This is a genomic window from Endozoicomonas acroporae (assembly GCF_002864045.1).
GTDB lineage: Bacteria > Pseudomonadota > Gammaproteobacteria > Pseudomonadales > Endozoicomonadaceae > Endozoicomonas > Endozoicomonas acroporae.
In genome coordinates this window covers 1-14,424 of sequence record NZ_PJPV01000058.1, presented here as the reverse complement: position 1 = coordinate 14,424, position 14,424 = coordinate 1, and the positions used below count along the sequence as shown (strand labels likewise).

Sequence of the window (14,424 nt, the reverse complement as noted above, 5' to 3'; positions counted from 1 at the left end):
AAGCTGGGCACTTTTTCAGATTTACTACTCATGACCCAGCTTTTTTCTTTAGGTAGTGGTAACCTCACTTAACCGGATCTTAATATTTTCGCAGCTGCAACCATATTTCTTAAAGCGTCTTCTACCTCCGGCCAGTCTCTGGTCTTTAAGCCACAGTCCGGATTTACCCATAAACGCTGTTTGGGTATTTTTTGTGCCGCTTTAGTCATCAGCTGTTGAATCCACTGAATACTGGGCACATTTGGCGAATGAATATCATAAACTCCGGGTCCAATCTCATTCGGGTATTCAAATGCTTCAAAAGCATCCAGCAGCTCCATATCGGAGCGGGAAGTTTCTATGGTGATGACATCCGCATCCATGGCGGCAATATATTCAATAATGTCATTAAACTCGCTGTAACACATATGGGTATGGATTTGGGTTTCATCCTTGACGCCGCTGGCAGCAATGCGAAAGCTCTTCACCGCCCACTCCAGGTAAGCAGGCCAGTCTGCTTTTCTCAACGGCAAGCCTTCCCGAATGGCTGGCTCATCAATCTGAATAATGCCAATACCCGCATTCTCCAGATCAACAACTTCATCTCTTAAGGCCAACGCTAACTGCAGACAGGACGTTTCCCTGCTTACATCATCTCTCGGAAATGACCAGCAAAGAATGGTTACCGGCCCGGTTAACATGCCTTTAACCGGCTGGCTGGTCTGATCCTGGGCATAGCGACTCCATGCAATGGTCATCGGCTCAGGGCGGCTGATGTCACCAATAATAATGGGGGGTTTTACACAGCGACTGCCATAGCTCTGTACCCAGCCATTGGCTGTGAAGGCAAACCCTTCCAGCTGCTGGCCAAAGTACTCAACCATATCATTACGTTCTGCTTCGCCATGGACCAGAACATCCAAACCAAGCGACTCTTGCCTTTTAATGGTCTGGCGTATTTCCGCTTGCATCGCTTCGATATAAGACTGCTCATCCAGCTCCCCTTTGCGAAACTGTAAGCGCTTCTGTCGTATCTCCCGTGTCTGGGGAAAAGAGCCAATGGTGGTTGTAGGAAATTCAGGCTGATTCAGTTTTTCGTGCTGTAGCGTTGCCCTTACCGCATAAGGTGAAAGACGATGATCAATATCCCTGTCATCATTTAATGACGTCAACCGTTGTTCTACCGCTGTATTATGAACCCGCTGAGAGTGTTGCCTGGCAGATACCGCTTTTTCGGCCTCGGAAATCAATGTCAACACCACCGGGTCCTGTGCCTGATGCCCTCCGGATAAAACCCGACCAATTACGGATACCTCTTCACACTTCTGCCTGGCGAAGGCAAACCAGGATTTCAGCTCGTCATCAAGCTCGGTTTCCTGCTCCAGATCAACCGGAACATGCAGTAATGAACAGCTTGGCGCTACCCACAGCCGATCACCCAGCCGCTCTTCTGCCTCCTTCAATTGCCGCAATATCTGCTGCAAGTCTGAGCGCCATATATTTCGACCATTAACAACACCCGCTGATAAAACCTTGTAGGCAGGCAGGCGATCAAGCAGTGCCGGTAACTGATCCGGATCCCGGACCAGATCAATATGCAGGCCATCCACCGGCAGATTAACGACCGTGGTCGTAGTACCATTGAGACCGCCAAAGTAGCTGGCCAACAGAATTTTTACATGGCAACTCTGCAACCGGTTATATACCGATTCAAACGCCTGATGCCATTCCAGGGGAAGATCCAGGGCCAGAATGGGCTCATCAACCTGTACCCACTCCACATTCATTTCAGCCAGTCTGGCCAGAACTTTGCCATACACCTCGACAACACTGTCAAGCAACTCCAATCGGTCAAAAGACTCGCCCTTAACTTTACCAAGCCACAGCCAGGACAGCGGGCCAATCAGTACCGGTTTTGCCCTGAGGCCCTGTTCAATCGCCTCAGCGGTTTCATCCAGAATAGCGGTGTTAGACAGTTGGAACTTCTGGCCTTTGTGCAACTCCGGCACTATGTAATGGTAGTTAGTATCAAACCATTTAGTCATTTCACAGGCTGCTGCAGGTTCTCCGGTAGGTGCTCGACCTCGGGCCATACGAAAAAGGGTATCAATATCACCGGGGTCCGCTTCCGAAAATCGATCCGGCACCGCACCCAGCATCAAAGAGTGGTTTAGCACCTGGTCATACCAGGCAAAATCTCCCGTCGGAATCAGATGAAGCCCTGATTCTTTCTGCAGCTGCCAGTGTCGTTTACGCAGGCGACGGCCTTCTTCCAAAAGCTCTGCCCTGGACAGGTCACCGCGCCAGTAACTTTCCTGAGCCTTCTTCAGCTCACGGTTAGCACCTATTCGGGGAAATCCAAGGTTATGGGTAGTGATCATGAAATAACTCCGGGCTGATCGTCAGACTTATTGTTTTCAGGATGGATCAAAGAGTAGTCACGATTCTGTTGGAGAGTTAGAATTGAATCAAACTCATTTTTCTAATAATAAAAATGAAAAAAACTAATAATGATGCTCTTGTAAACTGACTGTGAACTGACGACAGGAGAAAAGCAAATAATGACAATGCAAAACCTGGGTCTTGAGTTACGTTACCTTAAAACACTGAAAGCCATTCACCAAAGTGGTAGCCTGGTAGAAGCCGCCAGCCGTTTACATCTCACCCAATCCGCTTTGTCCCATCAGTTGAAAGAGCTGGAGCATCGTATTGGGATGGAAGTGTTTATCCGTAAATCCCGGCCACCCCGGTTTACCACTGCCGGGTTAAATATTCTGGAGCTGGCTGAAGAAGTGCTGCCAAGATTCAAGGCTACAGAACAACGCCTGATGAGATTGGCGGGCGGCAAAGCCGGACGGTTGCATATTGCCATTGAGTGTCACAGTTGTTACCAGTGGCTAATGCCAACCATCACAGAGTACCGGCAACACTGGGCAGAAGTAGAAATGGATTTCTCCACTGCCTTTAATTTTGCCCCCTTACCAGCTCTTTCCCGGGGTGAACTTGATCTTGTGGTCACTTCTGACCCAGTGCCCATTGAAGGCATCGAGTACATCCCCCTTTTTCGTTATGAGATGCTACTGGCCATTGCCAGAACACACCCATTAAAAGAACGAGAGTTTGTCACACCTCTTGACCTGCAACAGGAAGTACTGATCACCTACCCTGTTGAACAAGGTCGTCTGGCAGTCTTCTACGGTTTTCTTGACCCGGCAGATATTGAGCCTGCTGATATCCGTACTGCAGAGTTAACATTGATGATGCTGCAGCTGGTTGCCAGCCAGAGAGGTGTTTCTGCACTGCCATGCTGGGCACTGGCGGAATATCTTGATAAAGGGCACGTTGCGGCAGTTCGACTTGGTAAAGAGGGGTTGTGGTCAACACTGTATGCAGCGATCAGAGCGGAACAAAAGGAGCAACCCTATATTGCCAGCTTTATTGCCTCAGCCAGAGAAACCTGTTTTGCAACCCTGAATGCTATAAAGCCAGCATAATCAGGTAACCACAGAGATCATAAGTTTTAACCAGATGATCGGTCACTTTCGGCAACGGTAACTGAGTTGCTCCCGGGAGACTGACCAAACAGCCATTAAAGTTCATATTCGAGCCCCAGGCCAAGCACCTCTGACGTGTTCAAATAATATGCCTGTAAAGCATCACCATGGTGTTTCAGAGCATTCATGCGGGTCTTGCTGGTGGGGTGTACTGAAAGGAATATATTGACCACTTCTCGCAGACTTCCACTAAAAGCGATAGCCCTGTTCCAGACTCTGGAGCATTCTGAAGGATCATATCCAGCCAAGGCTGTCAGATAGATGCCTATTTCGTCAGCCTGAGTTTCACGATTCTGCAAAATTGAGTTGGCAAAGGGAATACTGGCCAAGGCCAGCTGATTCAGAAAAAAGACATCACTTAGACCTTGCCCCATGTGCCTTGCCAATATATGACCCATTTCATGTCCCAAAAAACAGGCCATGCCAGCCTGATTTTTCGCCAGAGGAAAAGACGAATGATAAACAGCGATATTATAGCCACTGGTTGCAAAGGCATTGGGGACGCTACTATCCATGGCTGTGATTGTCCAGTAATCGGCAGGGATATCAAAAACCTGCTCAGCAACCACTTTTAAACGTTCGGCAACAGGGTCAAGAAATTCGGAGTATTTCTGTTCCAGCTCGTAGGACGTCTCTTCACGCAAGACCCAGTTCTGCAATTGTGCTAATTTGTAAAATCCCCAGCCAAGTGGCAGGTGAAGGTAATCGAAAGGAGTCTTTAAATACGTTCGGGATACCACGGAAAGAGTCCCCATCGCAGCCCCGGTGAGGAATGCCTTGATCGTAAAATTAATAAAAAACGGGTTGGCACTGTTTGTTGTGATTGCCGATGCAAGACCACGCCAACTGACCCCGATCATTGAACCAACAATGCCACTGGCAACCGATGCAAAGCCATTAATTTCAAACTCTTCCTGCAGGCTTCTGTCAACAGCCCGATGGAGATTATTGATAACATCGTCTCGATTTAATGAATAAACGTCTTGGTTCCCATGGGCGCTGGAAACACAGGAAAGCAAGTATATACATACAGTTAATGAGGCTATGGATAAGCACTTGACCCTGATAAACACCTTCAATCCTCTAAAATGATTCGACCTGCTTTAGAGTTCAGACAAGAAAAATATAGTTTGGTTCCATCATTCTATTCAATCAGGGTTCGCCATTACCAATATCTGTATGGAGCAGTTGCCGAGAGTGACCACCCATTTAGTCAGAAACATATGATTCCTTTTGGCCAACTACTTACACCATCTTGTTCTAAAAAACTCTCTTGAATATATACAAATAAAATTAAATTTCACCAGCTAAGGAACTTTTCATCAAAAAAAATAACTAATTTATATCATTATTAAAATAAACTTCGCTAAAGGAAGTCATTATGGATATTTCCACCACACCAATTACCCCCGATGCCAACATCCAACGACCTCTTGCAAAAAAGTTCCACGGACAAGTTGCAAAAAAGCTCCACGGACAAACCATGACAAATGGCCGGATAAAACCAGCAAAATCCTGTACATTCATGCTTAAAGAAGGTTCAGAGCTACAACAAGATGTAGAGCAGTCAAAACCCAGATATATATCACCACAAGAGAGAACCGTAATTGAGTTTTCAAAATTTTGTTCAAGCGATTTTCATTCAACTGCCGACAGTAGAAGTAGCAAATTTCTGGATAAATCTTACCACGAGGATGCTGAAATTGTAGTAACAGACTTTTGCACTGTAATGCGATTGTTCAGCCACACCCACGAAAGCCTTTTTCGTGAAATTACCGATACGATTGGCGTCACCTTTGATAATAAAGAAAACACCCAAGAAACTCTGAAAGGATTAATTTATTTAGAAAAATACGATGATATCAGTGGTATTAACGCAGCACGAAATGCTATCCCCGGTAAAGTAAAAGCAGCTCCCCGTGCAGCAAACTCTGAAACAGGCCTCCTGAAATGCCAAAGTTCAGTTCAAAGAGTAACTCGAAGATTCCGGAAAGATCCCTTAGCGGAAACAACATTTCCAGTCAGAAGTCAGGGTAAATCACACGCAGAAGAAGAAGCGAACTCCCGGCCAATTAAGAAAAGAAAGGTAACTTGCCAAAAAAAATCTTCTAAAAATCACCCTAAAAGAACTAAAACAAGATTAGATGCGGTTAAAGACACTATTAATGCCTGCCTGCAAGAGCCAACCTCAAAAAAAGATATTGAAATTACAATCAATCGTATATTTAGTCGAGGCAAACACTGGAAGAATCTGACATCTCTGAGAACCAGCCTGAGACGCTGGTTTTATGATCTTAATCCCTCTATGACCCAGGGCTTTAAAAAAGAAGAAATTAAAAAGGCAGAAGAGGTTTTTGCCAGGCTTATGGGGGTCTATCCATCATCAGGAACAAAAACAAAAACAAAAACAAATACAAAAACCTAGGTCATCGTTAACCTTCGTTATTTGTCAAAAAGTGATGATGATTCCTCAGAAGGGTTATCAGATGGTGATTTCTCAACAGAAGACATTTCATCGGAAAATGAACCGCCTTAGAACACCAGGCAGCAAGTTCGGCCAAATTCGGCAAAGTGGTGGTGGTCAGATTTAGTGGAATTTTTGGTTAAACAATTTTTAGATTTTTCCTGTGTTCAGTGCCAGAAGTGAAAGATCAGTGTCATCATAATCGCGATTCCAACTAATAAAATTGTTGACTTGATTATATGGTCATTATTTTTTTTGCACTCTTCATGATTATTATCAGTATTAGTGGGTGAGTTTGTGTTTTTCAACAGGTATGGAACAAGGTTTGCCATAACCAGAAAGCAAGTCAAGAGCAGGTGGGCTTCAGATTTTTTTATGCAGGGGTTAATGTGCAACTAAAGAGCTGATCTTTATTAGTTTGTTTCCGGGAAGATAATTATCCGTAAAAAGATGGAACGAAATTAGTTGACTGCTATCTAATGAAAAAAATGATCAAGAGAAAAATCAATAATGAATTTACCAATCTTAATTGACTTAGTTAATAATTCCCGAAAAACCAAATCTGCTGAAGCCGGTAAAGATTGCCCTGTATATGGCAAAGTATCTTTCAGGCATGTAACTGCCGATACCAGCTGTGCGAATCACATTGACACAACGAATCCCGATGACACAAATTGTAAAAAGCCGACGCTTTTAAATACTCATCAAATAGAAAAAAGAAAATCCTACCCATTTTTCAATGGTGGCCTGTCAGATTTAATGAAATCATGGGTTTTCGTAGCAGCGGCAGAGGGAACAACAAACCAGGAAATACAGACTAATACCCTGCCTTCCCGGGAACTGCAAAAACAACAGACCGTTCAGGGCTCCGGGGCAATGTCGACGGAAGAGCACCGGAACAAGCTGAGTAATGATCTGAAAATGGCAATAGAGCACGGGCATTACGATACCGCAGAGCAGTTACTAACCACCATTGAAGACACCGGGGTAACGCTGACGGAAGAAGCCCGGTGCGCGCTGAGTGAAGGTCTGAAACGGGCAATAGAGCACCAGAAGTACGATACCGCAGAACGGTTAAAATGCATCATTGAGCGCACCGGAACAACGCTTACGGACGAAGCCCGGAGCGCATTGGGTAAAGATCTGAAACGGGCAATAGAGCACAGGGATTACAAAACTGCAGAGCGGTTACAGCGCATCATTGTGGGTACCGAAACAATGCCGACGGACGAAGCCCGGAGCGCATTGAGCAAAGAACTGAAATGGGCAATAGAGTATAGGAATTACAAGGCTGCAAAGCGATTAATGGGTATCTTTGCGGGCACCGGGACAACGCCGACGGATGAAACCAGGGACGCACTGAGTAGATATCTGAAACGGGCAATAGAACACGGGGATTACAATACCGCAGAGCAGTTACAGCGGCTCATTAAGGGCACCAGGACAACGCTGACGGACGAAACCCGGGACACACTGAGCAGTTATCTGATACTGGCAATAAAACACAGAGATTACAAAACCGCAGAGCGGTTACAACGCATCATTGCGGGCGCTGAATCAACGTTGACGGACGGAGCCCGGGAGACACTGAATGAACATCTGATACGGGCAATAGAAATCAGAGATTACAAAACTGCAGAGCGGTTACAACGCATCATTGCGGGCGCCAGGTCAACGCTTACGGATAAAGCCCGGAGCACTCTGGTTAATGAGCTGAGATGGGCAAAAGATCACGGCCATGAAGATAAAGTCGTGCCGTTAAAGCGCATGATCCAGGGCGTGGTGACAAGTGAAGCTGAGGGGTACCAATGGTTTGGGAAGGTACTCTATGATGCCATTACAAGTAATTTTTGGTAAAGGTTGAGAAACAGGTAAGCACCGCAGTAGGGCAGTCTATTCTCGGACAGCCTCCTAGATATGGGTCAACAGTAACTATCTGGCTTTTTCAGGGGCAGTTGATGGCAAGTCGCTATTGCCTGGCTGCTGCGCTACTTCCATCTGCTGTTTGAATTGGTCAAGCCGTTAAGCGACAGAGAATACATATTCCTGCAGACAGCCAGTAACGCTATGAAATTAAACAGTAATCAGAACTTTCATTATTTTCATTATGCCTGTCTCGTAATCGGTAAGCTTCATTTTCGGCCTGCCGGTATTGTTGTCGATAAGGCTCATTTCCAGCCTGCCAGTTTTGCTGTCGATAAGGTACATTTCCAGCCTGCCGGTTTTGCTGTCGATAAGGCTCATTTCCAGCCTGCCAGTTTTGCTGTCGATAAGGTGCATTTCCAGCCTGCCGGTTTTGCTGTCGATAAGGCTCATTTCCAGCCTGCCGGTTTTGCTGTCGATAAGGTGCATTTCCAGCCTGTCTGTTTTGCTGTCGATAAGGCTCATTTTGCAGTCGATAAGCTTCATTTCGATATAAGTCATACTCCGCTGGCGATACGCTATAGCCACAGATCTCCTGATAATCCGCATGATCAAAGATGTGATTTTCATCAGCTTTATCAAACAGTGGGTCAATGGGACCAAGCAAAGTGGACATAAGGTAGAAGCCTTCTGTAAAGGGAAAAGCTTCACCCTGGTGCCTCTTCACTTCTCTCATTTCTGATTGGAAATCGTCAACAACATGAACGTTTGGCTGCTCATCTGCCTCGTTCATCCACTCGACTGATGAATCTACATCAGTACAGGCAACCAGGCACACCGGACTCCTCTCAGCCTTTCGGTGTTTCAGTAATTCAAAAATATGCTCTTTAGAGCCTCCGTTATTGGGCTCACCATCATTAAATACATAGATAATACGGGGGGGAGATTTCGGAGAACGTTCAGACTCTTCTATGCTTTTTAACATGGCAGGATAGAGCGGGGTTGAAGGGAGTCTCTCAGCCATGAAAATAGTGTCCAGACACCTCTTCATCTGCATCGCAACCTCGGCTGGCGTGCCACCGGTATCAATTGGCGGGAATTCCTGAGTGAAACTTTGAATTTTTATTCCCATCACCGGAATATGGGCTAATAAATCGGCAACATGACTCAACCGATAGACCGCCTCTTCAAACCTGGACATTTTTACTCCGACCTCAGGATGTACCATGCCATCCTGGGTATCCATTGACATGCTGTTATCAATAATAAAATGCAGTTCATAATTTTTCAGGGCGGCCAGTCGATAGGCCAGCCAGGTTGATCCGTTGATTGAACCACCCAGCACCTGCTGGATCGCATATTGCTGCTCAGGTGTAAATGCTCGTTGAAACTTTTCTATGGGCGAGGGAAACGAGGTGGTTATTGATGGTTGAGAGCCAACCCCGGACTGTTGGTCATCGGTTCCCGGATATGGAGGCGGAGGATCCGAGTATGGAGGAAGATCCGGGTATGGAGGAAGATCTGGGTATAGTTGCGGGTGAACAGTGGCTGTTGATACAACGCCTTGCGCCAGATAATCAACGTTTCTCACCTGACCCGGGTTGGTATTGGGACGGTAATTGGGAGCATGTGCCAAATGTTGTCTATTGGGATCTTGTGAATTTAAGGAGTATCCAAAGTAATTCACTGGTGCTTGATGGCCAGAACCAGCGGGTAATCGACATGCGTCGGATGAGGAAAGAGGCGGTTGTGATTGTGGATAGGTTACTTGCTGGTTGTTAACAGGATTTGCTTGATGACCTTTCGTATCCATAGCTAAAACCTCTGTATATTATTTTTTCTTTAGGCCATCAAAAATAGACAAAAAAATAAGAGAATAAAATTTCTGTTAAAGAAAATAAAAAATTTACAATTAACTTGAAATCTGACAAAACCCAACGCCCCACTCTGATTGCTAAACCAGAGAGGAGCAGCGCTTATTTATGACTATAATGATACCGTCTCTTATCAGGGCATAGCAGCAGGGAAGTCCAGTCCGGTCATTTCATCCAGTCCAAACATTATGTTCATATTCTGAACGGCCTGGCCTGCTGCCCCTTTGACCAGGTTATCAATAACAGACAATATCACCACCGTGTCCCCGCCCTGTGGACGATGGATCGCTATACGACACTGGTTACATCCACGAACCGACCGGGTTTCCGGGTGGCTGCCCACAGGCATAACATCAACAAAAGGCTCATCGGCAAAGGTACTCTCATACAACCCCTGAAGGTCAATACTGTGGTCTTTGACGGTGCAATACAGCGTGGAGTGGATACCGCGGATCATTGGGGTCAAATGGGGAACAAATACCAGATCGCCGGTAAATGGCGATACACCCGTTTCTGGCATGCGCTCAATACCCTGGCGAATTTCCGGCAAATGACGATGACCGGCAACACCATAGGCCTTAAAAGACTCGGAGGCTTCGCAGAGCAGAGTGCCCACATTGGCACCACGGCCAGCACCGCTGACTCCCGATTTGGCATCGACAATGATATTGCCACTGACCAGTCCTGCTCTCACCAGGGGTAATAAACCAAGCTGCGTTGCCGTTGGGTAGCAGCCGGGGTTGGCCACCAGCCGGGCGCAGGCAATATCGGCACGGTTCATTTCTGGCAGGCCATAGACCGCTTCTGCCAATACCTCCGGGCAGGCGTGCTCAATACCATACCACTGCTGCCACAGCGCTGTATCGCGCAAACGAAAGTCAGCCGCCAGATCAATCACCCGAACGCCGGCAGACAGTAATTCCGGCACAGACTCCATGGCAATACCATTGGGTGTGGCAAAGAACACCAGGTCACATGAGGTCAGCTGTTGGTTATCCGGAAGCGAAAAGTTCAGATCAAGCTTTCCCCGTAACCCGGAAAAAAGTTCACTGACCGGCTTTCCCGCTTCAGAACGGGAGGTGATCATACGCAACTCAACATTTGGATGAACCGATAGCAACCGCAACAGCTCCGCTCCGGTATAGCCCGTTCCACCGACAATCCCCACTTTAATCATCTGCTGCTTCCGTTACGTCTGGATTATTGTTTGACCCGGCGATCTTACCAGAACTCTCCGGGATATCGTCGCTCCATTTCTGAAGGAGACTTAGTGTTTCAATGGCGTAATCAGATCATTCAACCCATTGACCTGAATCTCCAGAGTCAATGCCAGCAGCTTACCCAGCTCACCCTCCGGAAAGCCTTTGTCGGCAAACCAGAGAAGATAGGGCTCTGGCAGGTCGATCAGCCTTCTGCCCTGATATTTCCCGAAAGGCATGGTCTGGTTGGCGATTTTGAGCAGGTCTTGTTTATCGAACATCGGGTTTTCTCAGGCTAATTACAATAATAGGCGGATCAGCCAAGGCACAAGAAGCGGCATGTAGACAGCACACAGGCACATTCCCAGGCTGGAATAGACTCCCATGGTCAGATCCAGTTCAAAAGCCCGGGCCGTGCCACCTGCATGAGCGTTTACGCCCATGGCAAAGCCAATAGCCCTTGGATCAGTCACGCCAAACTTGCGACACAGTGCTGGCCCCACCAGCGATCCATAAACGCCGGAAATAATGACCACCGCCGCCACCAGGGGAATAATAGCGCCATACTGTTCGCCCATCACCAGGGCAACCGCTGTGGTTACGGCTTTGGTAGAAATGGATAACACCACGTCTCCTGAGCCGCCGGCTGCCAGAGCCATCCCCATACCCATAAACGCCGCCAGCAATCCACCGATCAGTAATGTACACAGAAGAGGACCCGCTAACTGGCGAAGAGTGTGCAGCTGTCGTGACAGAGGAACCGCCAGTGCTACCGTAAAGGGTGCCAGCAACATCTTCAGCAACTCGCTGTGCCTGGTATACACATCGGGCTCAAGTGGAGAACAGCGAATCACCAGAAAAACCAGCAGACTGGTGGTAAACAGCGGGTGAAACCACCCTTTGCGCCCCATACGATTAAACAACTTTTCCGCCAGCAGGTAAGCGCCCAGATTGATCAACAAAATGGCAACCGGGTTGTTCATTTGCTGCTGTAATAGTCCGTAAGAGAAACTGATCACCTCATCCATGATGATTCTCTCCGCTGGTGCTGGCAAAGCGTTTCAGCAGCCATTGCAGGAGAACAGCCGTTAACACCAGGGAAACAGGGGTCGCCACCAACATGGCCAGAGCGATCGGCAGCCATTGCTGCAAGAGCAGGTCACTCAGGAAGAAAATACCAACACAACCCGGGATAAACAGCACGGCCAGATAACGGATACAGAACTGGCTCACCGTATCCAGCGACTCACTGACACCGCCAGACAACTGAAGATAAATAACCAGAAGTATCAACCCCATCACAGAGCCCGGAACCGAAAGACTGAATGCGTCACTTAATACATCACCCAGCACGGTAAAAAACAGCAAAATGACAATGCCTGACAGCGTTCCTGATGACATCGTTCGATCTCTCCTGAAGCAGCTAAGTAGTTGGCCAAATGGAATCGTATATTTCTGGCTAAGTGGGCAGTTACTATGCAAGGCACAACGCAGGGAGCATAGCCGTAGCTATGTGACCGGAGTTGTAACGCCGCACGACTGCATGGATGCAGGAGCTAGAGCAACGCAGGAGCAGTTGCCGGGAGTGACTGTCCACTTAGTCAGAAAATATGATTTCATTTGGTTAACTACTTATATGTACAAAAACTGTTCAATCATACCTGAAAAGTAACAACACTGTTTTAACAGGTAGAGAGGCGCAATGACAATCCGGTAAACTGCAAACTACATACGTCAACCGACGTTGTTTAATTCCGGCATAAGCGATTACTGAAGCCCATAACCCTGAAAAATCATATCTTCACCCCCCATGCCAGGAAACAAAACCACCCGATAACCGCTCAGCAACGGAACAACTTTACCCAGGCGGCATCTATGTTCAACAACCCCTCGATACAGAATTTAAGGCTGCGTCTGGCGCAATCAGAAGCGCTGCCACAACTGACCCTGATGGCACTGATGACCGGACTGCTGGCTGGAGGCTTTCTTATCGCCTTTGAGGACTTGCTGTTTTACTTTGGCGTTTTTTCTCAGCGTGCCCTGATACCTGAGCAGGTATTTGCAACGCTGGCATCGGTGGAAAGTGGTTATGAAGCTCTCCCTCCCCTGGTTCGCTTCCTGTCACCTCTCGGGGGAGCCATTGCCCTGATTCTGTTAATCAAGCGCTGTCCCCCCGGGCAAAGAAGCTTTGGCATTGCCCATGTGATCGAGCGCTTGACCCTGAACAGGGGCTGGTTACCCATTACCGGCACCATCACCCAGTTTTTGGCGGCATTGATCGCGCTGGTCAGTGGCTTCTCGGTGGGGCGTGAAGGGCCTGCGGTACATTTGGGCGCAGGGGCTGGCAGCTTTCTGGGCCAGATGCTGAAACTGCCTGCCAACACTCTGGGAGTACTGGCGGGTTGTGGTACTGCCGCAGCCATTGCCGCACTGTTCAATACGCCCATGGCCGGGGTGATCTTCGCCATGGAAGTGGTTATGAAAGAGTATTCACTGGAAAGCTTTATTCCGGTCATGGCATCCGCTGTGGTGGCTTCCGTTCTGACCCAAACGGTTTACGGCCCTAACCCGGCTTTTCAGATCCCGATCATTCCTTCTGCCGTACCCGAAGACCTGGTGGTTACGGCGATCACTGCGGTCATTATTGGCCTTCTTGCTGCGGCGTTTATTCAAATTAATATCTTTGCCATGCAAAAGCGCCAGAATAAGGTCGTATTGCCACTGTTAATTGCTGGGCTTCTAATGGGCATAGTCGCCGTTCTGATCCCTGCAACCATGGGCATTGGCTATGACACCATTGAAGCCCTGCTGAACGGTGACGAGGTAAATCTGCAGTTTCTCTTTATCCTGCTGGCGGCCAAGCTGGTGATTACACCACTGGTCATCGGTCTGGGCGTTCCCGGAGGAATGATCGGGCCATCGTTGATGATAGGAGCCGCAGTCGGTGCCTGCTGTGCTCTACTGGCTGAGCAGTTCCCGGGTGTTTCTATCAATATAACCTTTCATGTTATCACCGGGATGATCGCCATGATGTCGGCGATCTTTCAGGCTCCGTTGACGGCCCTGATTACTGTGCTGGAGCTTACCCACAGTTCCCAGATTATTCTGCCAGCCATGCTGGCTATTGTGATTGCCTGTCTGACCTCCAGCCAGATCTGTGGACAACAGAGTATTTTTGCCATGCAGTTCCTGGTTCGTGGGCAGAATATTCAGCTTTCCCCGATGGCTCAGTTGTTGAATCGAACAGGGGTTGCGGGTTTGATGGATAGACAGTTGGTGACATTATCGTCAGAGTCTGTACCAAATGAACTCAGGAAGATAAATAGCACAAACAGTCATTGGGTCGTCCTGGGCGATCGACAACCCGGGCAAGTTAAATGACTTCCGGCATAGCCGGAAGCTTATTAGGGGACGCCCTCAAAGGGCTATTATTGCGCCCATGGGCGCGAGTCAAAACCCAGTTTCAGTTGATCCCGGTTTTCGTCGTTCTT

General features: G+C 47.8%; 12 protein-coding genes. 5 read left to right on the top strand and 7 right to left on the bottom strand.

The genetic code is table 11. The features are described 5' to 3' along the window. Positions 1-68: 68 nt before the first annotated feature. Entirely contained in the window at positions 69-2,360 is a 2,292-nt protein-coding gene (gene metE, locus CX664_RS10540; RefSeq protein ID WP_101746696.1) for a 5-methyltetrahydropteroyltriglutamate--homocysteine S-methyltransferase, read from the bottom strand. Between the two features lie 180 nt (positions 2,361-2,540). Here metE and CX664_RS10535 point away from each other — a divergent pair, with 180 nt between their 5' ends. After that, positions 2,541-3,473: a LysR family transcriptional regulator gene (locus CX664_RS10535; RefSeq protein ID WP_101746695.1), complete on the top strand. Its 933-nt coding sequence runs from the start codon at positions 2,541-2,543 to the stop codon at positions 3,471-3,473. Positions 3,474-3,568: 95 nt separating this feature from the next. On the opposite strand, the gene CX664_RS10530 is transcribed toward CX664_RS10535, so the two are convergent. Next, a complete protein-coding gene (locus CX664_RS10530; RefSeq protein WP_101746694.1) occupies positions 3,569-4,552 on the bottom strand; it encodes a M48 family metalloprotease in 984 nt (327 codons plus the stop codon). A 362-nt stretch (positions 4,553-4,914) separates the two neighbouring features. Here CX664_RS10530 and CX664_RS10525 point away from each other — a divergent pair, with 362 nt between their 5' ends. Then, a complete protein-coding gene (locus CX664_RS10525; protein ID WP_101746693.1) occupies positions 4,915-5,958 on the top strand; it encodes a hypothetical protein in 1,044 nt (347 codons plus the stop codon). A 798-nt stretch (positions 5,959-6,756) separates the two neighbouring features. Beyond that, positions 6,757-7,854, top strand: coding sequence for a hypothetical protein (locus CX664_RS10515; RefSeq protein WP_145999936.1), 1,098 nt, complete (start codon positions 6,757-6,759; stop codon positions 7,852-7,854). A gap of 208 nt (positions 7,855-8,062) precedes the next feature. On the opposite strand, the gene CX664_RS10510 is transcribed toward CX664_RS10515, so the two are convergent. Beyond that, a complete protein-coding gene (locus CX664_RS10510; protein ID WP_101746690.1) occupies positions 8,063-9,205 on the bottom strand; it encodes a hypothetical protein in 1,143 nt (380 codons plus the stop codon). Between the two features lie 80 nt (positions 9,206-9,285). On the opposite strand from CX664_RS10510, the gene CX664_RS10505 reads away from it, so the two are divergent. Next, complete coding sequence (locus CX664_RS10505; RefSeq protein ID WP_145999935.1) at positions 9,286-9,642, top strand: hypothetical protein; 357 nt, start codon at positions 9,286-9,288, stop codon at positions 9,640-9,642. Between the two features lie 225 nt (positions 9,643-9,867). On the opposite strand, the gene argC is transcribed toward CX664_RS10505, so the two are convergent. From argC to CX664_RS10485, 4 genes are all read right to left on the bottom strand, one after another. Continuing rightward, positions 9,868-10,911 (bottom strand): N-acetyl-gamma-glutamyl-phosphate reductase, encoded by a 1,044-nt coding sequence (argC, locus tag CX664_RS10500; RefSeq protein ID WP_101746688.1) that lies wholly within the window; start codon positions 10,909-10,911, stop codon positions 9,868-9,870. Positions 10,912-11,001: 90 nt separating this feature from the next. Then, positions 11,002-11,214 (bottom strand): DUF3820 family protein, encoded by a 213-nt coding sequence (locus tag CX664_RS10495; RefSeq protein ID WP_101746687.1) that lies wholly within the window; start codon positions 11,212-11,214, stop codon positions 11,002-11,004. A gap of 18 nt (positions 11,215-11,232) precedes the next feature. Then, the gene (locus CX664_RS10490) at positions 11,233-11,961 is read right to left on the bottom strand and encodes an LrgB family protein (protein ID WP_101746686.1); all 729 of its coding nucleotides are present in this window, start codon (positions 11,959-11,961) and stop codon (positions 11,233-11,235) included. Continuing rightward, positions 11,954-12,334, bottom strand: coding sequence for a CidA/LrgA family protein (locus tag CX664_RS10485; RefSeq protein WP_101746685.1), 381 nt, complete (start codon positions 12,332-12,334; stop codon positions 11,954-11,956). The genes CX664_RS10490 and CX664_RS10485 overlap by 8 nt, the downstream gene beginning before the upstream one ends. Before the next feature lie 474 nt (positions 12,335-12,808). Between CX664_RS10485 and CX664_RS10480 the strand changes: the two genes are divergently transcribed. Then, positions 12,809-14,314: a chloride channel protein gene (locus CX664_RS10480; protein ID WP_101746684.1), complete on the top strand. Its 1,506-nt coding sequence runs from the start codon at positions 12,809-12,811 to the stop codon at positions 14,312-14,314. Positions 14,315-14,424 lie beyond the last annotated feature (110 nt).